Source organism: Clostridium sp. LIBA-8841 (genome assembly GCF_034439435.1).
Lineage (GTDB): Bacteria > Bacillota > Clostridia > Clostridiales > Clostridiaceae > Sarcina.
This window is the reverse complement of record NZ_JAPCKJ010000003.1, coordinates 358105-379409: the sequence shown is the minus strand read 5'-3', so window position 1 is coordinate 379409 and position 21305 is coordinate 358105. Positions and strand designations below refer to the sequence as shown.

Here is a 21305-nt window from a genome sequence, read left to right as displayed (position 1 = left end):
TACGATGTCTTGATTAAGTATATTTTTTTAAGATAAAAATTTAACAATTTAAATTATAAGTTATTTGTTAGGGAAAGGTTGGAAAATAATAATGGGTAAAAAGATAGTTATTGTTGGCGGCGTTGCAGGGGGAGCTTCAACAGCAGCAAGGCTTAGAAGATTAGATGAAAATAGTGAAATAATAATGTTTGAAAGAGGACCACACGTTTCATTTTCAAATTGCTGCTTACCATATCATTTAAGTGGAAAAGTTGCAAATCATGAGGATTTAGTTCTTATGATTCCTGAAAAATTTTATAGTCAATACAGAATTGATGCAAGGATTTATACAGAAGTAACTTCAATTAATAGAAAAGCTAAAGAAGTAACTGTAAGAAATGTTGTAAGTGGAAAAGAATACACTGAAAGCTATGATAAGTTGGTTCTTTCACCAGGTGCGAAGGCTATAGTACCACCGATTAAAGGTGTTGAAAATGTAAACATATTCACAGTGAGAAATGTTGTTGATATAGCAAAATTAAATTCTTTTATAAAAGATAGTAGTAGCAAGAATATATCGGTAATAGGTGGAGGCTTTATTGGTGTTGAAGTTGCTGAAAACTTAAGTGAAGCTGGATATAATGTAACATTAATTGAAGCAATGGATCAAATAATGAAACCTTTTGACTATGATATGGTTCAAGTTTTGCATAAGGAAATATATGATAAAGGCATAAACCTAATTGTTGGAGACAAGGTAAGCTCTTTTGAAAAAGATACTGTAGTATTAGAATCAGGAGAGAAAATAACTTCAGATGCTGTAGTTATGGCAATAGGTGTTACTCCAGAAACTGATTTAGCAAGAGAGGCTGGATTAGAAATAGGGACAACTGGTGCAATAAAAGTTAATCAAAATTACTTGACAAATGATATGGATATATATGCGGTTGGAGATGCTGTTGAAGTTTATAATGCATTAACTAACTCAATAACAAAATTACCATTAGCAGGACCAGCTCAAAAGCAAGCAAGAGCTGTTGCAGATCATATCCATGGAAGATCATCAAGAAATAGTGGATATATTGGATCATCATGTATTAAAGTATTTGATTATAATGGAGCTTCAACAGGATTAACAGAAAGTCAGATAAAAGCTTTAAATTTAAATTTAAACTATGAAGTTGTAAGAGTTATACCTCAAGATAAGGTAGGATTAATGCCAGGTAGTGAGCCGTTACACTTTAAATTAATATTTGAAGTTCCAACAGGAAGAATTTTAGGAGCACAATCAATTGGTAAAGGAAATGCAGATAAGAGAATAGATATAATAGCAACATTAATAAAAATGGGTGGAACTGTAGAAGATTTAAAAGATTTAGAACTTTGCTATGCACCACCATTTGGAACAGCTAAGGACGTTGTAAATCATGCTGCATTAGTTGCTTCAAATCTTTTAGAAGGAGCATTTAAACAAGTTTATGTACATGAAGTGAGAGATTTAGTGGAAAATGGAGCATATATAATTGACGTTAGGGAAGTTGATGAATATAAAGTGGGTCATATTAAAGGAGCTAAAAACATTCCACTAAGTGAAATAAGAGATAGATTAGATGAAATACCAACTGACATACCAGTTTACTTACATTGTAGAAGTGCTCAAAGAAGTTACAATGCATGCTTAGCATTACAACATTTAGGATTTAATAATATCTACAATGTATCTGGTGGATTTATGGGAATAAGCTTCTATGAATATTATAATGATAAGGTTAATGATAGAGAGCCTATAGTTACAGAATATAACTTTAATTAAATTTATAAAAAATCTATGGTGTTTTAGTAAAAACAAATAAAACACCATAGCTGAAATAATAATATTAAATAGTGTTTGCTAATTAAAAGAAATTAATGGGGGAAATTTAAATGAAAAAGTATACGGAATATATTATTGGATTTGTGCTACTTGCTGCAATTTTAATGATAGGAAAGATTAATCTTGGTAGTCCAATGTTATTTTTTAGACTACTAGCAGGTTTAGGATTAGGTTATGCTCTTACAAGATCACTTTTTGGATTTGCAGGAGGGGTAAATAGAAGTTATAGAGCAGGATCTACAAAATTAATGAGAAAATTGATGATATTATTTGTAGGAACTGCAATAGTAAGTGTTTGCTTTTTTATAGGACAAGATCCAACACAATATGATTTATGGGTTAATCCTATCAATTTAGGACTTATACTAGGTGGAATAATATTTGGTTTTGGTATGGCATTTTCTAGTTGTTGTGCATCGGGGGTTCTTACTGATGTAGTAACAGGATTACCACGTGCTTTAATAACTCTAATATTCTTTGGAATGGGTGTATATGTAGGATTCCCACTTCAAAGTATTGATTGGATAAAGAATTCACTAATATCAACTGAGACATTTGCTAATGGAGTATTTTTACCAGACTTATTTAAATGGGACGGATTAGAAGGATATTTAGGAGCAATAATAGTAACAATTGTTTTTGCAGGTATAGCAATTTGGGTTGCGAAAATATATGAAGAAAAAAGAAAAGCTCAAAATACTTATTTGGGCGTAGATACAGAAATTCTTCAAGAAAAAATTCATGAAGACAAAGAGCCATTTAAATTATTTAGCCACAATACTTATGAAAAGTTATTTGTAAGACCATGGACTCTTGGAATGGGAGCAGTTGTAATTGGAGGTATATTCACATTATTAATGGGTGTAACTAAAGCTGGATGGGGAGCATCTACTCCTTATGGATTCTGGTTTGGTAGATTACTTGTAGCATTTGGAGTTTCTCCAGAAAGTGTAGCTAGTTTTGCTGGTAAACCAATAGAAATGTTTACGGCACCATTTTTCTCAAATGGAATGAATGTACAAAACATTGGTATAATATTAGGAACACTTGTTGCATTACTTTTGGCAGGAAGTTTTACTGCGACTTTTAAGGCGGGATTATCAATAAGTGGAAAAGAAGCTTTAATATATATTGTTGGTGGTTTTGCTATGGGATTTGGAACAAGATTATCAAATGGTTGTAATGTAGGAGCTCTTTATACACCAATAGCTAACCTATCTTTATCAGGTTGGATATTCTTTGTTTTCTTAGTAGTAGGTGGAATTTTAGGAAATATCGTTTATAAAAAGCTATTAATGAATAAGAGCTGCAATTATAATTATCAAGAATCTAAGTAGTTTGAAAAAGCTATAATTGGTTAATTTAAAACAAAAACTAATTATAGCTTTTTTCTTTTAGAAAATTTTATTTTTTATATTTAATTAGATTAGTTAAGAATGGAGATAATTATGAGAGAAAATAAATTGAGTAAAATAGATATATTTTCAATAGTATTAGGTGCAATAATAGGCTGGGGTTCTTTTATGTTGCCTGGAACAAAATTTTTAAAAGAATCAGGAGTAGTAAATACATTTTTAGGACTTGCACTTGGTGTTATATGTATAATAATCATTGAAAAAAACTATTTAATAATGATGAAAACTCATGATGAAGAAGGTGGAGAATTTTCTTATACATATAATAATTTAGGTAAGAAACATGGTTTTATTGTGGGGTGGTTTTTAACACTTGCGTATTTTACAATGATTCCGTTAAATGCCACTGCCTTTCCACTTGTAATCAAAAAGATATTTGGTGGGGTTTTAGAGTTTGGCTATTTATATAATATTGCTGGATATGATGTTTACTTAGGAGAAATATTAATGTCCAGTATAATAATAATTGCATTTGCTTCATTAAATTTAAAGGGGATAAAGAAAACAAGTAAAGTTCAAAATGTAATAATTTTTAGTTTAATATTAATGATATTAGTTGTTGGAGTAGGAATGTTAATTAAAGGAGATAGAACTAATTTTGTTAAGACATATATTGAAACATACTCCTTTGACTTAAGCCAAGTATTAAAAGTATTTGCAATAACACCTTTTGCATTTATAGGATTTGATGCCATTCCACAATTAAGTAGGGAATTAAATTTTTCTAAGAAAAAAGCATCAAGAGTTGCAATTGTTTCTCTAGTAATAGGAGCATTAATTTATAATGTATTGAATATTATAACAGCCTTAGCTTATTCACCTGAACAAGCAAGTGGTTTAGAGTGGGCAGCGGGAAGTGCAGTATTAAGTACATTAGGCAAGGGCGCTTTCTTATTATTGATTATAGCTTTAACTGCGGCAGTATGGAGTGGAATAAATGGTTTTATGATTTGTAGTTCAAAATTATTGGGATCTATAGCTAATTATAAAATACTTCCTTCGAAAATTGGTGAGGTAAACAATAATGGAGTTTTTGGAAATGCCATAATCTTTATAACAATAGTTAGCTTAATAGCACCTTGGTTTGGTAGAGAAGCAATAATTTGGATAGTAGATATGTCATCATTAGGGGCTTCAGTTGCATATCTTTATGTGTCTTTAATAGGGATAAAAAAAGCTGAAAATAAAAAGAATAAAATAATAGCAATAATAGGTGTAGTTATAAGTATAATATTTGTCATGTTATTACTTTTACCAATTTCGCCAGCAGCATTAACTAAAGAATCTATAATAGCCTTAATAATATGGTGCATAGTAGGAAGTATCGCGTATTATAGGATTCAACATAAAAAAACAATAGATTTTATTGAAATGTACAATAAGTCAGTGTAAGAGAGAAATTAAAATTTATTTTGATACTAGACATGAAAAGGTGTATTCAAATTTATGGATACATCTTTTGAATATTATGGATAATTTTATTATTGTAATTTATGAAAAATTATATTTTAAGAATAATTTTCTTTTGTTTTATACTTTAAGGAATTATTTTAGCCAACCTAATTTTAGTTAACCTTAAAAACTAGTGGTTTACTAAATGAATTTTTAGTCATTATATTTCAGTTTTAGTTTATTTAAAGTAGTATATATTAAATTCAGAATTAGAATTACTCTTTTAAGTATTTATAATATGATTATAGTTAAATTGAAATAAAATCATGTTCTAAAATTAATAAACAAAAGGATAAAAAGGTTACCAATTATACTATTATGTAATATTATATAGTATAAAAATATGTAAACAAAGGGGTAATTAAAATGAAAAACGATAATGCTGAACGCAAAACCAGAACCTTTAATGTTACAGTACTATCTATACCAATTGTATATGATTTTTTTGGTGACCATGATAAAAATGGATTGATGTATATATTAAAAGAGCATAAGAAGGAGGTAAAAAGGAAAGCTTTAGAAAATTTCTATAGAAAAGATGAAAAGGGAGATCCACTCCCACAACCCACAGAGGAAGTTCAGCCTCTTACAATAAGAGCAAATGTTGGAGATACTATAAAAATAAAGTTTAAGCATAATGAACCAAGAAGATTATCAATTCATATGCAAGGGCTTAAGTACAAAAGTATATTATCTGATGGTGCTAGGGTAGGTTACAATGATGATTCCACAGTTGGCCCTGGTGAAGAGATAACTTATGAATGGTACGCAGATAGAGAAGGTATATTCTACTTTAGTGATATGGGCGATACTAGATTCAGTGAAAAAGGAACTAATATACACGGTTTATTTGGAGCACTTATAGTAGAAACTAAGGGATCATGGTGGACAGATCCTGTAGATGGAAATGAACTAAAAAGTGGTATATTTGCTGATATACACAATCCGAATAAGCCAGACTTTAGAGAATATGCAGTATATTTTCACGATGAACTTGAAATGGTAAATAGATTTGGAGGCCAAATAATAGATCCTCATACTAAGCAACCAATGGGGGTAACTGCTATAAGTTACAGATCAGAACCTATGGTAAATAGAGCTGGTTTTATACCAGAGAAAGATAAAGGTTTCAAGTATTGCAATCCTTGTGATTCCGATGATAATATTAATGAAATAGATATAGCACATCATACCGGGCATATTGTAGATGGAGAAGATGTTTCTATGAGTTCTTGGACTTACGGTGATCCAGCAACTTTTATACCAAGAGCATATAAAGGAGATCCTTCCAAGTTTAGACTTATACACGGAGGTGTAAAGGAAACACATGTATTCCATCTTCACACACATCAATGGAGATTAGAGCCAGATAATCCAGATTCAACAATAATAGATTCTATATCAATAAGTCCTCAAGAAAGTTACACCCTAGATATGTTACACGGAGCAGGAAGTTTAGCTGGATCTATAGGAGATCATATATGGCACTGCCATTTATATCCTCACTTCCATGAAGGAATGTGGAGTTTATGGAGAGTATTTGATAGATTAGAAACAGGTAAAGATGTAGTACTTGAAAATGGGGATATTATACCTGCACGATATCCGGATGGAACTATTATAAAAGAGTTAAAGCCACTTCCTGATAGAAAACCACCTCTTAAAAAAGACGCATGTCATCCAGGATATCCGAATTTCATAGATGGAAAATTTAAGGAGAGACCAAAGCAACCACCTCTAGGAATACTAAATCAAGAGAGTGGAAATAAAATATGTCCAACTCCTATGGAGCGAGCTAACTTTACAGAAAATTTTGATAGAGGAGCTTTATATACTCAACCTTGTCCAGATAAAAAAGATAATTGTTCATGTAAAAAAGCAGATGTTGTATTTGAACTATTTTTATTAGAAGCAAAATTAGTATATAACAATGCTGGTTGGAATGACCCATATGGAAGATTTTATGTTACAAAGGAACAAATAGAAAGATATACAGGATGCAAGGTAACAAATGAAAATAAAGAAAAGTTAGCTAAGAAATATGTAGATGGAGTAGAAAGTAGATGTATTGATGTAGAACCATTAGTCATAAGAGCTAATAAGGGTGATTGTATAGAAGTTAGAACTACTAATTTTTTACCAGAAACATTGCCAGAAACAGAATTCCAACTAAAAACTTTAACTGATAATGCAGGATTTCATATACACTTAGTTAAATTTGACGTTACCGCTTCAGACGGTGGTGCAAATGGATACAATTATATTAATTCTGTTTTTTATGGAGAAACCTTAGTAGAAAGATACTATGCTAATGAAGAATTAAATGCTTGTTTTTTCCATGATCATTTTAATCCAAATTCACATCAACAACATGGAGTTTTTGCAGCTCTTATAATAGAGCCGGAAGGATCAAAATATTATGATCCTAAAACAGGTAAACCACTAAAATATGGAACAAAAGCAGTGATAAAAACTCCTTCAGGTAGAACTTTTAGAGAGTTCGGATTATTTGTTCATGATTTTGCATTACTATTTGATAAGAAAGGAAATCCATTAAACAAACCTCCATTCCCAGGATCACATGATGACCCAGGTGTTATGGGTATAAATTATAAATGTGAGCCATTAAGAGAAAGACTAAAAGGGAAAAAGCTAAATGATGATGATTCAGCTTATGTATTTAGTTCTAGAATTCATGAAGATCCAGTAACACCAATATTAGAAACCTATCCTGGAGAAGAAATTGTAATAAGATTATTAGATGGAGCCCAAGAAGAACAACATGCATTTAATATAAATGGAATGAAATGGAGAAAAGAAATAACAGATAAAAAGTCACCATTAGTTCAAGCTCAAACAATGGGAATATCAGAGGCATTTAATATAAGAATAACAGATGACTATAAAGCAGGAGATTATATTTACTATTTTGGAGGTCAAGATGATCTTTGGCTAGGATTATGGGGAATAATAAGGGTTTACAAAAAGAAAACTGAAAAATTAATTCCTATAAGCTATTCAGAGGATTGTTATAATGAAATAGATTACTGCAAAGGTAAAAAAGTAAGAGAGTTTCATATAGCAGCTATACAAAAAGATATCAAATATAATAATTTTGGAGATCATGATCCTGATGGATTATTATTTGTACCATATGAGTACAAGGATGATATAATAAGTGGTAAAATAGAACCAACTCCATTGATATTAAGAGCTAAAAAGGGTGAATGTATAAAAGTAAAATTAACTAATTGCTTTACTGAACCAATACCATATTACGATTTTCCAGGAGTACCAGTTGATAAAGAAGTTACACCATCTATGAGAGTAGGAATTAGCCCACAATTCTTAAGATTTAATCCAATAACTAATAGTGGTATAAATGTAGGATACAACAATATAGAACAAACTGTAAGACCTGGAGATAGTAAAACTTATTTATGGTATGCTGATGAAGAATACGGAACTTGCTTATTATCATCTTTTACAGATATAAGAAATCACAGATATCATGGTTTATTTGGAGCAATAATAATAGAACCAGAAGGATCAAAAATAGAGAGTGACAATATTTATGGAGAGCAAGTAACTATAGCTGAATCTAAGAGAAAAAAATTTAGAGAATTTGTAATTTTTATGCACAATGGAATAAGACTTTTAGATGAAGAGGGTAAGTTAATAATGACTAATCAAGAAGTTGAAGGTGGGGAAGAAGGAGAAGAACCTGAACCAGTAGATTTTGAAGATAGAGGTGAAAAAGGATTTAACTATAGATCAGAAAGATTCTTCAATAGATTACAGGGTGGACATGTTATAGCAGATGTATTTAGTTCTGATGTTCACAAAGATCCAGCTACACCAATATTTGAAGCTTCACCAGGGGAAAGAGTTATTATAAGACTTCTAATGCCAGGAGATAAACCTAGAAATACTTGCTTTGTACTTCATGGTCATAAATGGAAAGCACAACCAAGTGACCCATTCTCAAATATTATATCAGCTCAAGGAGCTATGAGTGTAGGAAATGTATTTAATATAGAACTATTAAATGGAGCATCTACTATACCAGGGGATTATCTATATAGATCAGGTATTATAAGATGGGATATAGAATCCGGTATGTGGGGAATTTTTAGAATTAAAGATAAAGACGATGACAAAGATAATAAAGACAATGATAATGACAAATATAGTAAAGATAAAGACAATGATAATGATATGAATACACCATAAGTAAATAAGGTTTTTACTAAAATAAAATTATAATGAGATACTCATAGAATTTTTATTCTATGGGTATCTTTATATTTTAATAGTAAGTAATATTTTTTATTATATCTAAAAGTAAAATTTTACTTTAGAAATTTATCATAATTATGTAGAATATATACAAAGAATAAAATGGAAAATATATTTATAAGTAAATAGTGTTATGTTATTAACCATTTTTAAATTATAAATATAAATGAAAAATAATGTGTTTAATACATATATTATAAATAAACTTTAGTGTAGCAGAGGAAGAAAGCCATGGATGAATTATTTATTTCTTTAGACAGTATTGATATTTTAGCTTGGGTTTGCGAAAACAATAACTTAGTTTTTGTAAATAAAACTTTTAAGAAAGTTTTAAACATTAAAAATATAGAAGAAATTGATAAAAATTGTACAGAAGATGTTAAAAAAATATTTGATGTTGGATTAAATGAGAAAAGTAAATATTTTAAGGAGTTTAACATAAACAATGAAAATTACTCTAGAATATTGATTAACGTAAAAAAGGGTGTTTTTATTGGAATGCTTATTAAAAATATAAATAATAGTTATAACAGCAATAAAGTTGGACTATTTAAATTATTAATAGATAGTATTCCAGAAATTGTTTTTTTTAAGGATATAGATTTAAATTATACTATTATAAATGAAGAGTGTAGAAAATTTTATAATAGTAGAGGTATTAATAATATAATTGGTAAAACAGATTTAGACTTTCCTTTAGATAGAGAATTTTTAGAAACATGTAATAACCATGATAAATTTGTTTTAGAAACAAAGAAGCCTTTATATATTGATGAAAAGGTACCTATACCAAATAGCGATAAGTTTGCAGTTTATCAGACAATAAAAACTCCTGTCATAGATAAAGAAGGAAAAGTGCATGGCTTATTAGGTTCGGTTAGAGATATTTCAAGTCAAAAAGAAATAGAGGAAGAATTAAGAAGGTTAAATAAAGAGTTAGAGGAAAGAAATAAAATTGATCCACTGACTGGAGTTTATAATAAGGAGTACTTAAGGTCAATAAAATTAGAATACTCAGAAAGAGAAAAAATAATAACTGCTATAATGATTGATATAGATTTCTTTAAATTATACAATGATAACTATGGGCATATACGAGGTGATAATGTAATATTACAAATTTCTAATGCTATAAAAAAGACTTTAAGTAAAGATTTAGTCTTTAGATATGGCGGAGAGGAATTTCTTATAATATCAACTAGGAGTAAGAAGTATATTATTAATGATGTTGAACTTCTTATGAAAAATATTTATGACATGAATATCTCTCATAATTATTCTAAAGCTTTAGATAGAGTAACCATAAGTTTAGGAATTGCTACTGAGATGGTTAAATCAATTGAAGATATGGAAAATTTAATAGAGAATGCAGATATTAAGCTTTATGAATCTAAAAAAAAGGGTAGAAATACTTATAGTATTTAAATATTAAGTTAGAAGCAGACTAATCCTAAAAGTTTATAATATATTATTTGAAAATTATCAACTGTTCATACAAAAAACAGTAGGTAATTTTGTTTTTTACGCAAAATTAGCTACTGTCCTTATAAATTCACTATTTTATGTTATTAACATCCTTTAAAAGTTTTTCAAGTTTAGACCTTGATGTAATTCTCTCATTGCACTGTTCACTATCTAAGCAAATATCAAAACCGATACTTCTATAAGTGCCTTGTTCTGGATTAGATGTTTTACAAACAGCAGATACAAAAGCTACTTCAGAATTAGTGCCTATATGATTACATAGGGTACAAATATGATTATTATTTGAATTATAGCTAGGTATTTTACATGATATACCAGAAAGTTTGCCATTTAAATTATAGGCTATAAATAATTTACGACTTCCTTCATCAATCCAACCTAAATATACTTTTTTTGAACTTTCAAAGTCTAAGTCAGGAATCTTTAGTTTCTTTTCTTTTCTAAATAACTTAGTAAGTTGAGTGCTTTTTACTGGTGCCATTCCATATACATATTCACTTAAATCTTCTAGATATTTATCAATATGTAGTGGATCAGTTATTTTATTAATATCAATTAAGTTTCTTTCTTCATCAGATATATCAATAAATCTATTTAATATTTTTTCATTTATATATGCTTTATTTGTTTCTATAATATTAGGGTCAACACAGTTTATTAAAGTACCATGTAAATCAGTTGTACATTTTCTTATAAAATTAAAATCTTCTTTCTTTATAAAAGGTTTCATTAAAACATACCTCCTTTTCAAAATAAAAAATGATTATTATCACTCAGATTAGAGTAATAATAATCATCTATATTTAAAACATAATATATTCATAATCATATTGTCTTTAAAGCTTGTTTTAAATTTAGATGTTATCACTTTGACTAATGCTTTAATGAAATAATAACATCTTTTAAAATAAGGGTTCAATCTAATAATTAATTCTGTAATGATTATGAGCATAATTTCTTTTTATCACTTATAATTCTTCTTATACTTTTCTCTGAAAGAAAGTACTCTTTCGCGAGAGTATTTATGGAGATTCCATCTTTATACTTCTTAAAAATCTCAGTGTTTCTAGCATTAAGACTTTCTCTTATGCCACTATTTTCTCCCCAAGCCTTTTGATTTTCATCTTTTCTTGGAATATAAAGATACTTTCCATCTACATATTTTTGTAGTATTTCAATGATTTCCTCTGGTAACACATCCTGTGCTTTTACATATTTCATTTTCCTTGCTCCTTTACCTTACGTAATAGTATTAAAGCAAAGAATACTAAAAAAGCTATGTGTTACAGAACCTAAATAATATTCAGCTAACTTAATATCTTAGGCTCCAAACAAAGCATAGCTTACTTTTGGTAATCTTTGCAAGGAGCAAGATAGTTTGTAGCTGAATGTATCATGTACTTTCAAGAAAAACACCTCCTTTATTTAATGTGTATTATATCATAATTAATGTAATTTTGAATATATGATTTAGAGGTCATTGTTAAAACTATATTATTTATTTAGACAAGTACTTATATTGTTATATAACTATAAATATCTAGGTGAATAATTAGTATTTTATTTTATATTTTGGAAATTAGAGTAGTAACTAAAAAGTGCCTAATTGCAGGTAAAAAGCTAATTATATAAAATAAAGACAAGTTAAGAACAAGAATAATTCATTAAGGAGAGTTGTTACATGAACGAAAGATATGATATAGCAATAATAGGAAGTGGACCAGCTGGATTATCAGCAGCACTTAATGCACAAATAAGAAAGAAATCATTTATTATTTTTGGTACTAAAAACTTTAGTCCAAAGATCGGAAGAGCACCAAAGGTAAATAATTATTTAGGATTACCTAATGCAAATGGACAAAAGTTAGCAGAAGCTTTTAGAGAACATATTAATACAAATGGAATTGAAATAACTGAAGAAAGAGTTAATACAGTTTATTCTATGGGTGATTATTTCAGCATTATGGCTAAGGACAATGTTTATGAGGCCAAGTCTATAATAATAGCAACTGGAGTAGAGTTTTCAAAGCCATTAGAGGGAGAATTAGAATTCTTAGGTAAGGGAGTTGGATATTGTGCTACATGTGATGCTCCTTTATATAAAGGAAAAACAGTTGTTATAGTATCATCGAATGAAGAGGGAGAACAGGAAGCAAACTTTGTAAGTGAAATAGCATCAAAGGTTTATTATGTTCCTTTATATAAAAATGATTATAAATTAAATGATGAAATAACAATAGTTAATGAAAGACCTATAAAAATTACAGGTAATAATAGTGTAGAAAAAATAGTTTTTAAAGAGAGTGAAATTGAAACAGATGGAGTATTTTTATTAAAGGATGCAATCCCACCTGCTCAGTTGGTTCCTGGACTTCAAGAAGAAGAGGGACATATAAAATGTGATAGATTAATGAAAACTAATATTCCAGGATGCTTTGCAGCTGGTGATTGTGTTGGTAAGCCATATCAGTATATAAAATCCGCTGGTGAAGGTAATATTGCATCTTTAAGTGCAGTTTCATATTTAGACGGAAGAAAGTAAGAAAGATTTAAAAAGGTTAGTTAATCAACAATGTGGTAACTAAAAAGTGCCTGATTGTTAAAAAAATATAGATTGATATAATAAAAACAAGTTAAGAAAAGAAAGTTTTTTGGAGGTATTACAAATGGTAAAACATATAAATGAAAATCAATTTGAAAATGAAGTATTAAAAGAAGAGGGGATTGTTGTAGTAGATTTCTTTGCAACTTGGTGCGGACCTTGTAAGATGTTAGCTCCAGTGTTAGATGAAGTCCAAGGTGAAATGAAAAATGTAAAAATAGTTAAAATAGATATAGATGAAAATTCAGATAAAGCAGCAGAATATGGTGTTAAGAATATACCAACAATAAAAATATTCAAAAATGGAGAAGAAGTTACTACAAATGTAGGTTTCTTACCTAAAGAATCATTAAAAGAAATGATAGAGAAGACATTATAATTAGCCTCTGTTTTAGGTGAATGTTGATTTAAAAGGTAGTCAATTAAAAAATAATTAGTTTAGTTATTAAATAGATGGCTTTGTTTTAGTATGGTGTTAATTTTTGATAGATATGAAATTAACAAAGAGCTAATTCAAGGCCATATATAATGTGTAAGGATATTGATAAAAATACATAAAATTTACATAGATATTATGTAAATTTAATATAGGATATTTAAGGAATTTAGGAGGTTAAGATGTATAAAGTAGATAATGATACGTATAATTGTCCAGTGGAAGCATTGTCAAACATTTTGGGTAGAAAATGGGTTGCTGAGATAGTATGGAGCATTAAAGAGGAAAAAGTAAGATTTGGAGAATTACAAAGATTATTAGACGGATGTAGTAAAAAGATGTTAAGTCAACAGTTAGATTTACTAATTGAGAATAACATTATAATTAATGATAAAAAAACTAGCAATAACATAGTTGAATCAACCTATTATTTAAGTAAATCAGGATTATCATTATTACCTATTTTAGAAGTAATGATAAATTGGGGAAATTTAAATCTTTCTTGTGAAGGGTAGTTGTTTAAATAGTATTAAATAGTGGCTTGAAAGATTCTTTTATTTAGTACTATTTTTAGTTTTTTGAAAGAAAAGTTAGCAATTTAAAAATAGCTTTAATCTGATATAAAGTTAAAATTTATAAATAATTATTAAGGGGGAAAAGGTTTAGTGGAAAATATCAATTTCTTTATTGTTTTCGTGGAGGGAATTCTATCGATTTTCTCACCATGTATATTGCCAATACTACCGATATATTTGAGTATGTTATCTAATAGCAGTGTAGAAGATATGAGAGATTCTAAGTTTAAGAGCAGTATTTTAATAAAAAATACAATATTCTTTACTTTAGGAATTTCTACTACATTTTTTATATTAGGATCATCAATAAATGCTTTAGGTTCCTTTTTTAACGCTAATAAGAATATCATAATGATTTTAGGTGGAGTCATAATATTATTTATGGGATTATTTTATTTAGGAATAATAAAATTAAATCTACTAAATAGAGAAAAAAGATTAAATTTTGAATATAAGTCTATGTCTCCAGCATCAGCATTTATATTAGGATTTACATTTAGCTTTGGATGGACACCATGTATTGGACCTATATTGGCATCAGTACTTGTTATGGCATCAAGTTCACAAAATTTTGTAATATCTAATTTACTGATATTAACTTATACAATTGGTTTTATATTGCCATTTATAATAGCATCATTATTCTATAGCAAATTATTTAAAAAGTTTGATAGTATAAAGAAACATATGGATTTAATTAAGAAGGTAAGTGGTATTTTCATTATAATAGCTGGATTAATTATGCTTATAGGTGGAGTTAGAAATGTAAATAAAGAAGCAAAAATTTATAATGAAAATCAGACAACAAAGGCTGAAAGTACCAATGAAAACAAGGATGAAAGCAACAATGAGAACAAAAAAGGTGAGAGTGAGCAGCAGAAAATAGCTCCAATAGATTTTACTTTATATGATCAATATGGAAATAAACATACACTTAGTGAGTATAAGGGAAAGACTGTATTTATAAATTTCTGGGCAACATGGTGTCCACCATGTAGAGGAGAGATGCCACATATAGAGGAACTTTACAAAGAGTATAATAAAAATCAAGATGATGTAGTTATCCTTGGAGTAGCATCTCCTAATGTAGGAAGAGAAGGATCAGAGAATTATATAAAAGATTTCTTATCAAAAGAAGGTTATAGTTTCCCTGTTGTATTTGATGAAAATGGTTCTATGGTTTATCAATATGGTATAAATGCGTTTCCATCAACATTTATAATAAACAAAGAAGGATATATAACTAAATATATACCTGGTGCGATGAATAAAGAAACTATGAAAAATCTTATTGAAAGTGAGAGATAAAAAGAAATTTACTGAAATTTATGTTGGATTATGGTAATTATAATCAACATATTAAATAAAAATCTTAAAAAATGGCCAATATAATTGATTTAATTAAACAAAGAAAAAATATAGTAAGAAAAATTAAAGAATATTTAGTCAATTAAATCTTAAACTAAGAAACCATGTAGGAAAACATCCTACATGGTTTTTTAGTGTATGAAAACTATTTGCTATGCAAATATGCTCGGAAAAGCTTTAATTAATAATTTTATGATAAATGTTAACAAATAAGAAAATATTAAATAACTTATTTTCATTTAGAAGGAAAAAGGAGCTTATGCGAAAAATATTATATGGTATGTCGAAATAAATAGAGTGTATTTTAAAATTTGGCTTTGCTTTAGATGAATGTTGATTTTTAGCTAGTCCTTTAGTTCTATTTAAAAATCAACACTAGTTTAAAACATAGTTCAAAAATTAAATAATTCTCTAAATAAATAGGAAATGAAAGAGGTAGGAATGAGAATATTACTAGTTGAAGATGATTTAAAACTACAAAAATATATATGTGAATATTTAGAAGTATATGATTTTGAAGTAAGTACAATACAAGACTTTGATTATGTTATGGAAACAGTTCAGGAAGTAAGTCCAGATTTAATACTATTAGATATAAATTTACCTAAATTTGATGGATTTTATTTTTTAAGATTAATAAGGAAAGAGTATAAAACTCCAGTAATAATTCTTTCTGCAAGAAGTGATGAAGGTGAACAAATAAGAGGAATGGAATTTGGAGCAGATGATTATGTTACAAAACCCTTTGTAATAGGAATATTAGTTGCTAAAATAAATGCTTTATTAAGGAGAAACAAGGAATACAATCAAGAGAGTTTTAAAGAAGAAGAGGAAGGTTTGTCATTAATGCATGATAGTATGAAATTAAAATATAATGACGAAGTCCTTGAATTAACAAAAAATGAATATAGGATTTTAAATATATTATTAAAAAATAAAGGTAAAGTAGTAACAAGAGAAGAAATGCTAGAAGCACTTTGGGATGATATGACTTTTGTGGATGATAACACATTGACAGTTAATATGACTAGAGTTAAAAAGAAGCTTAGTGATTTAGCAATAAATGATGTTATTGTAACGAAACGAGGTGTAGGCTATGTGTTTAATGGACTTGATAATTAAAGTAGCCAAGAATAAGTCAAGAGATTTGATGATTTTAATAATAAATACATCTGTCATTATATTATTTTATTATTTATTATTTGAAAATAGTGAAGTCATATATCCATTAATCTTAAGTTTGTTTGTAATAGGAATATATTTTGTTATAGAAGTAATTCAATATATTAGATTTAAAAAAATTTTATCAGATAGTCAAAGAAGTCCAGATTACAATAATACTAATTTAAGTGCAAGTGAAGAAGAAATATTAAATGTAATAAAAGAAATACATAAGGATTATCTAGATAAAATATATTCTTTGAAACAAGAAGTAAATAATAGAGAAATTTTATTTTCACAGTGGATTCATAATATGAAAACATCAATAACAGTAATAGATTTAGCTTGTGATAAAAGTAGTATTAGTGGAGAAAACAATCAATGCATTTTAGATATAAGTGAAGAAAATAAGCTTTTAAAGAAAAACTTAGAAGAATGTTTAAATGTATTGAGGATAGATGAGTTTTCAAGAGATTATATTACTAATAGTTATAATTTGAAGGAATTGACAATTAATTGTGTTAATTCAAAGAAAAGAGATTTTATATATAAGGGTGTATTTCCGAAAGTGGATATAGATGAAAATATCTATGTCTATACTGATAAAAAGTGGTGCTCTTATATGATAGAGCAAATATTATCCAATGCAATAAAATATTCAAAGGATAAAGAGTCAAAAGGCATAGAGATATCATCAGTTATTAGAGCGGAAGAAAGTGAATTAATAATTAAGGATTATGGAATAGGTATAGAAGAAGAGGCATTAAATAGAATATTTGATCCTTTTTATACTGGAGAAAACGGTAGAAAGGAAAGAATGGCTACAGGCATAGGATTGTATATGGTTAAATTAATCTCTAATAAACTTGGTCATAAGATAAAAATAGAATCAGAGGTTAGAGAAGGAACTACTGTAAGGATAATATTTATGAACAATAAAAGTTAATAATTTACCTTTCAAAAATGTAAGGTTATGTAAGGTGAATCCATTAGAAAACTTTGGATTTCCTTTTATAATAAGGATATAAGTTAAGAGTTAGTTTTAAGATATATTGATTTTTAGCTAACTCTTCAGACTTACTTAAAAGAGAATTTAAGAAGAGAGGTAAATATATATGGAAATTTTAAGGGTAAATAATTTAACTAAGGTTTATAGTTCATACAAAGGAGCAAAAGAAGTTAATGCTTTAAAGGGATTAAATTTAACTGTAAATAGGGGAGAGTTTGTTGGAATAATGGGACCTAGTGGTAGTGGGAAAACAACATTATTAAATATACTTTCAGGAGTTGATAAGGCGACATCAGGAAAGATTGTTATTAAAGATAATGATATAAGCAAGTTTAAGAAAGATAAATTAGCTTTATTTAGAAGAAAAAATGTAGGATATATATTTCAAGATTTTAATCTTTTAGACAGCTTAACATTAGAAGAGAATATTGCACTACCTTTAATATTGGATAAAAAAAATCCAAAGGAAATGGAAAAAAGTGTAGATGAGCTTATGAAGTTCTTTCATATTGAGGAATTAAAGAAAAAATATCCATACCATATTTCAGGTGGACAAAAGCAAAGGGTTGCAGCTGCAAGAGCTTTAATAAATAATCCAGCTATAATATTTGCAGACGAACCAACAGGAAATTTAGATTCAAGATCAGCTAATAGCATAATGGAAACCATAAAGAAAATGAATGAAGAAATTGAAAGCACAGTTTTAATGGTAACTCATGATCCTTTTGCAGCATCTTTTTGTAAGAGAATTATATTTATTAAAGATGGAACTATAAAAATGGAAATTACATCTGATGGAAACAGGCGAAAGTTTTTTGATAAGATTTTAGAAGTACAAAGTGTTATAGGAGGAGAGAACTAATGAAATTTTCTTCTATAATACAAAAAAACTTTATGCATAACTTAACAAAATATATATCATTTTATTTTGTTAATGCCTTAATTATAGCAATGCTTTTTATGTATGGAAGCTTAATTTTCAATGATGCTATTATAGCTGAGATAGGTAAGAGTTCATTATATGAAACGGTTAATATGGCATTATTAGGAGTAGTTTTATTTTCTATAGTTTTTATTACTTATACAAACATGTCATTTCTTAAAAATAGGGGTAAGGAATTTGGAATGTACTTAACTTTAGGAATGACAACAAAAGATTTAAGTAAATTAGTGTTTATAGAGAATTTGGGTATAATGATAGCTTCATTAATTACGGGAGTATTAAGTGGTGCGTTATTTTCAAAGCTATTTTATATGGGATTAAATAAAGTTTTAGTAGGAACTGATATTCCATTTATATTAAACTATAAAAGTTTTTTACTTAGCATAGGTATTTTTTCAATAATATTTATAGGTAACTTTATCTTCAATATGCTTTATATAAGAAGAGTATCTATAATAGATGCTATAAAATCCTCAAAGAAAAAGGAAGTTGGAAAGTCAAATATATTAGTTGGAATTCTATCATTAATAGTATTTGCTATAGCTGCCTATTGTTTACCAAAGACATTATTAAAAGAAATGTTTAAAGAACAATCATTTATGATAGGAGTATTTGTATTTTTAACTTTAATATGTCCATATATGATAATAGGATCTCTTATTGGGGTTATTAAAGTTGTATTTTCAAAGTTTCCTAAATTATATAATAATAACTTACTGGTATTATCAAATTTATCACATAGATTTTTAGGATATAAGAATTTAATATATATGCTTTCCTTATTAATAGCAGGATCAATGTTCTTTGTAGGGTTTAGTTATTCAGTTTATTCTTCAACAAGAGATATGGTAGATTTAGAAAATCCTTATGACATTATGTTTATTGAAACTGAAAAGTATAATAAGGTTTCAAAAGAAAAAATTGAAGAGGCTATAGCTAGCAATAAGGGAGAAGTAGAAAATTATAAAGTTTTAGAATATATTGAAGCGCCTATGTTCAGAGCGGAAGAAGAAAATCAAATCTCTCTTTATGATGATAACCAAAGTATTATAAGTGAAACAAATTATAACAAACACATGGGAACTAATATTGATGTAAAGCCTGGTGAAGTAATATATGCAACTGTATATAACGAAACCATGAATTATACTCCACAAACAGTTACTTTTAGTTTAATGAATGAAAATGAATTAGAGAAGGTTAGAGAGGTTTCTGAATTAAACGGATATATATTATCAACAGAAGAGTTTAAAAGTTTATCTCAAAGTAATATTAATTTAGAATTTAATGGTGAAAAAATAAAGTGTGAAAAGGGAGTGCCTTTTACTAATATTAGACATTCTAACTATTATGGATCTGGAAAAGCCTATATAGTTGATGATAAAGAATATGAGATATTAGAGTCAAAGGTATCAAAAGAAGATTTTAAGAAATTTCATTTAATGAATGTAAAAAACGGAGACAAGGAATTTCAAGGGGTAATTAAATATTTAAAAGATGAGAATGGGTTAGATGATTCTTATTGGAATCAAGGAGACTTATGGGGAAAATATGAAAAGGGTGAAAGAGGAGAAAGAGAAGCATATAGACCAATCTATAAAGAAGAAATAGTAAGAATGAGATTAGATGAGAATGGTATGATGCTATTTACGATGATATTCATAGGAATTTTATTTGTAATAGCTAATGGTATAGTTTTATATTACAAAGTCTTATCAGATATTGGAGAAGAAAAAGAGAGAATCACTTCATTAAATAGAATAGGAGTTCTTTCTAAGGAGATAAAATCAATTATAAGCAAAGAGCTTGCAATAACTTTCTTTATGCCAATAATATTTGGAGGAGGATTAGGTTTATATTACTTATATGTAATGAATTCTAACACTGAGATTGTTTGGTTGCTTATGAAAAAGTGTTCATTAGTATTAATTATAATATGTATTTTACAATTAGTATTTTATTTTATCAGTAGAAGAAGATTTATAAAGGAATTAAATGTTTGGATGTAAATATTATTTTAAAAAGAACTATACCTTAAATTAGGTATGGTTCTTTTAGTATTAGTAGTGATTTTATCCATTAAATGACTAATTACTACATAATTCTAAATAACTTTACAAAATATAAGAACAAATATAGTGAATGTTTTCATAACATATAGTAAGAGATTTTTTAGCGGAATTTCTTAAATATATAGTATGTAGGAGATATTTAAAATGGGTTATCAAAATTATAAGTGTCAAAGAGATTATAATGACTGTAGAGATGATAATGACTGGAGAGATAATAACGAATGTTGTGTGAAATGTTGTATGAGATGTTGTAATGAAGAAAGACAGACACATGTTCATGAATTTGAACAAAGTGTTAAATTAGCAGAAGAAGGCGATGATAGACATAACCATCGTACTGCAGGAGTTACAGGTGAGGTTATACCAATACATGGTGGAAAAAACCATGTTCACAAAATTAACACTAGGACAGACTTCCTTGATCATTTTCACCAAATATGTGTTTTAACTGGTCCTGCAATTAGAATACCAGGTACTAATAAGCATGTCCATTTGGTGTGTGGAAGAACTAGTTGTAATGATGGTCATTTTCATCAGTTTCTTTTCACTACTCAAATTGAAGCACCTTTAGTATAAACTTCATTAAAATATATAAATATTTATTATGTCTAAAAATATGATTGTTTATTTTATAAG

Annotated in this window: 15 protein-coding genes and 1 pseudogene; 14 read left to right on the top strand and 2 right to left on the bottom strand. The window is 28.0% G+C overall.

What is annotated here, in order from left to right:
• Positions 1-91 precede the first annotated feature (91 nt).
• The 5 genes from OIF33_RS10255 to OIF33_RS10235 all read left to right on the top strand — a co-directional run bounded on the left by OIF33_RS10255 (position 92) and on the right by OIF33_RS10235 (position 10443).
• Positions 92-1792 carry an FAD-dependent oxidoreductase gene (locus tag OIF33_RS10255; protein ID WP_322504153.1) on the top strand — a complete coding sequence of 567 codons (1701 nt, stop codon included), beginning with the start codon at positions 92-94 and terminating at the stop codon, positions 1790-1792.
• Positions 1793-1902: 110 nt separating this feature from the next.
• Positions 1903-3189 carry a YeeE/YedE family protein gene (locus OIF33_RS10250; protein WP_322504152.1) on the top strand — a complete coding sequence of 429 codons (1287 nt, stop codon included), beginning with the start codon at positions 1903-1905 and terminating at the stop codon, positions 3187-3189.
• A gap of 111 nt (positions 3190-3300) precedes the next feature.
• Entirely contained in the window at positions 3301-4659 is a 1359-nt protein-coding gene (locus tag OIF33_RS10245; protein ID WP_322504151.1) for an APC family permease, read from the top strand.
• Between the two features lie 426 nt (positions 4660-5085).
• The gene (locus tag OIF33_RS10240) at positions 5086-8952 is read left to right on the top strand and encodes a multicopper oxidase domain-containing protein (protein ID WP_322504150.1); all 3867 of its coding nucleotides are present in this window, start codon (positions 5086-5088) and stop codon (positions 8950-8952) included.
• Positions 8953-9249: 297 nt separating this feature from the next.
• A complete protein-coding gene (locus OIF33_RS10235; protein WP_322504149.1) occupies positions 9250-10443 on the top strand; it encodes a diguanylate cyclase in 1194 nt (397 codons plus the stop codon).
• Positions 10444-10573: 130 nt separating this feature from the next.
• Here the strand turns inward: OIF33_RS10235 and OIF33_RS10230 are convergent, their stop codons facing one another.
• Positions 10574-11233, bottom strand: coding sequence for a FusB/FusC family EF-G-binding protein (locus OIF33_RS10230; RefSeq protein WP_322504148.1), 660 nt, complete (start codon positions 11231-11233; stop codon positions 10574-10576).
• Between the two features lie 212 nt (positions 11234-11445).
• The gene (locus OIF33_RS10225) at positions 11446-11724 is read right to left on the bottom strand and encodes a CD3324 family protein (protein ID WP_322504147.1); all 279 of its coding nucleotides are present in this window, start codon (positions 11722-11724) and stop codon (positions 11446-11448) included.
• Positions 11725-12184: 460 nt separating this feature from the next.
• Here OIF33_RS10225 and OIF33_RS10220 point away from each other — a divergent pair, with 460 nt between their 5' ends.
• The 9 genes and pseudogenes from OIF33_RS10220 to OIF33_RS10180 all read left to right on the top strand — a co-directional run bounded on the left by OIF33_RS10220 (position 12185) and on the right by OIF33_RS10180 (position 21245).
• Positions 12185-13045, top strand: a complete 861-nt coding sequence (locus OIF33_RS10220; RefSeq protein WP_322504146.1) for an NAD(P)/FAD-dependent oxidoreductase — start codon at positions 12185-12187, stop codon at positions 13043-13045.
• A gap of 97 nt (positions 13046-13142) precedes the next feature.
• A pseudogene (gene trxA / locus OIF33_RS10215) lies at positions 13143-13484 on the top strand (thioredoxin); the annotation flags it as partial.
• 239 nt (positions 13485-13723) lie between these two features.
• The gene (locus OIF33_RS10210; protein ID WP_322504145.1) at positions 13724-14056 is read left to right on the top strand and encodes a helix-turn-helix domain-containing protein; all 333 of its coding nucleotides are present in this window, start codon (positions 13724-13726) and stop codon (positions 14054-14056) included.
• 150 nt (positions 14057-14206) lie between these two features.
• Complete coding sequence (locus tag OIF33_RS10205; RefSeq protein ID WP_322504144.1) at positions 14207-15424, top strand: cytochrome c biogenesis protein/redoxin; 1218 nt, start codon at positions 14207-14209, stop codon at positions 15422-15424.
• A 501-nt stretch (positions 15425-15925) separates the two neighbouring features.
• Positions 15926-16606 (top strand): response regulator transcription factor, encoded by a 681-nt coding sequence (locus tag OIF33_RS10200; RefSeq protein ID WP_322504143.1) that lies wholly within the window; start codon positions 15926-15928, stop codon positions 16604-16606.
• Positions 16581-17591 (top strand): sensor histidine kinase, encoded by a 1011-nt coding sequence (locus OIF33_RS10195; RefSeq protein WP_322504142.1) that lies wholly within the window; start codon positions 16581-16583, stop codon positions 17589-17591. Before OIF33_RS10200 ends, OIF33_RS10195 begins: the two co-directional genes overlap by 26 nt.
• 169 nt (positions 17592-17760) lie before the next feature.
• The gene (locus OIF33_RS10190; protein ID WP_322504141.1) at positions 17761-18516 is read left to right on the top strand and encodes an ABC transporter ATP-binding protein; all 756 of its coding nucleotides are present in this window, start codon (positions 17761-17763) and stop codon (positions 18514-18516) included.
• Positions 18516-20606 (top strand): ABC transporter permease, encoded by a 2091-nt coding sequence (locus OIF33_RS10185; protein ID WP_322504140.1) that lies wholly within the window; start codon positions 18516-18518, stop codon positions 20604-20606. The genes OIF33_RS10190 and OIF33_RS10185 overlap by 1 nt, the downstream gene beginning before the upstream one ends.
• Before the next feature lie 303 nt (positions 20607-20909).
• Positions 20910-21245, top strand: coding sequence for a YmaF family protein (locus tag OIF33_RS10180; RefSeq protein ID WP_322504321.1), 336 nt, complete (start codon positions 20910-20912; stop codon positions 21243-21245).
• Positions 21246-21305: the final 60 nt, after the last annotated feature.

What these genes read in the sequence shown, in the direction of transcription:
- OIF33_RS10255 (WP_322504153.1), top strand. Translation starts at nt 92, where the DNA reads ATGGGTAAAAAGATAGTTATTGTTGGCGGCGTTGCAGGGGGAGCTTCA.
- OIF33_RS10250 (WP_322504152.1), top strand. Translation starts at nt 1,903, where the DNA reads ATGAAAAAGTATACGGAATATATTATTGGATTTGTGCTACTTGCTGCA.
- OIF33_RS10245 (WP_322504151.1), top strand. Translation starts at nt 3,301, where the DNA reads ATGAGAGAAAATAAATTGAGTAAAATAGATATATTTTCAATAGTATTA.
- OIF33_RS10240 (WP_322504150.1), top strand. Translation starts at nt 5,086, where the DNA reads ATGAAAAACGATAATGCTGAACGCAAAACCAGAACCTTTAATGTTACA.
- OIF33_RS10235 (WP_322504149.1), top strand. Translation starts at nt 9,250, where the DNA reads ATGGATGAATTATTTATTTCTTTAGACAGTATTGATATTTTAGCTTGG.
- OIF33_RS10230 (WP_322504148.1), bottom strand. Translation starts at nt 11,233, where the DNA reads ATGAAACCTTTTATAAAGAAAGAAGATTTTAATTTTATAAGAAAATGT.
- OIF33_RS10225 (WP_322504147.1), bottom strand. Translation starts at nt 11,724, where the DNA reads ATGAAATATGTAAAAGCACAGGATGTGTTACCAGAGGAAATCATTGAA.
- OIF33_RS10220 (WP_322504146.1), top strand. Translation starts at nt 12,185, where the DNA reads ATGAACGAAAGATATGATATAGCAATAATAGGAAGTGGACCAGCTGGA.
- OIF33_RS10210 (WP_322504145.1), top strand. Translation starts at nt 13,724, where the DNA reads ATGTATAAAGTAGATAATGATACGTATAATTGTCCAGTGGAAGCATTG.
- OIF33_RS10200 (WP_322504143.1), top strand. Translation starts at nt 15,926, where the DNA reads ATGAGAATATTACTAGTTGAAGATGATTTAAAACTACAAAAATATATA.
- OIF33_RS10195 (WP_322504142.1), top strand. Translation starts at nt 16,581, where the DNA reads ATGTGTTTAATGGACTTGATAATTAAAGTAGCCAAGAATAAGTCAAGA.
- OIF33_RS10190 (WP_322504141.1), top strand. Translation starts at nt 17,761, where the DNA reads ATGGAAATTTTAAGGGTAAATAATTTAACTAAGGTTTATAGTTCATAC.
- OIF33_RS10185 (WP_322504140.1), top strand. Translation starts at nt 18,516, where the DNA reads ATGAAATTTTCTTCTATAATACAAAAAAACTTTATGCATAACTTAACA.
- OIF33_RS10180 (WP_322504321.1), top strand. Translation starts at nt 20,910, where the DNA reads ATGAGATGTTGTAATGAAGAAAGACAGACACATGTTCATGAATTTGAA.